The 304-nt window shown below is 70.1% G+C and carries 1 pseudogene; it reads left to right on the forward strand.

What is annotated here, in order from left to right:
• Positions 1-64: 64 nt before the first annotated feature.
• Positions 65-304: pseudogene (locus tag IF83_RS34400) on the forward strand (hypothetical protein); the annotation flags it as partial.

The following is a 304-nucleotide window of genomic DNA, read 5'->3' on the forward strand; positions in this document are numbered from 1 at the left end:
AATAGGGGGTAGGAACACCCGCTGCGGGGGCGGGAGTTCGAGGGGTGACCGGACGGGGGAGACCATGCAAGCCACGCTGCTCGATCAGAGCGAGACCACAGCCACCGGCGGGAGCACGGAAGAGCCGGAACTACCAGTGACGGCGGATGAGTGGGCCGCGCACCTGGCGGGAGTGGTGCCGGGGCCGCAGACGGCGGCGATGCTCGGCCTGCTGGAGCGTGGAGGGTTGTCCACGGCGGGGCGGATCGACGCGTTGAAGGCGTGGGAGCGGCACATCGCGTGGATTCAGGCGCAGCAGGTGCGT

It is taken from the genome of Streptomyces albus subsp. albus (assembly GCF_000719865.1).
Taxonomy (GTDB): domain Bacteria; phylum Actinomycetota; class Actinomycetes; order Streptomycetales; family Streptomycetaceae; genus Streptomyces; species Streptomyces albus_E.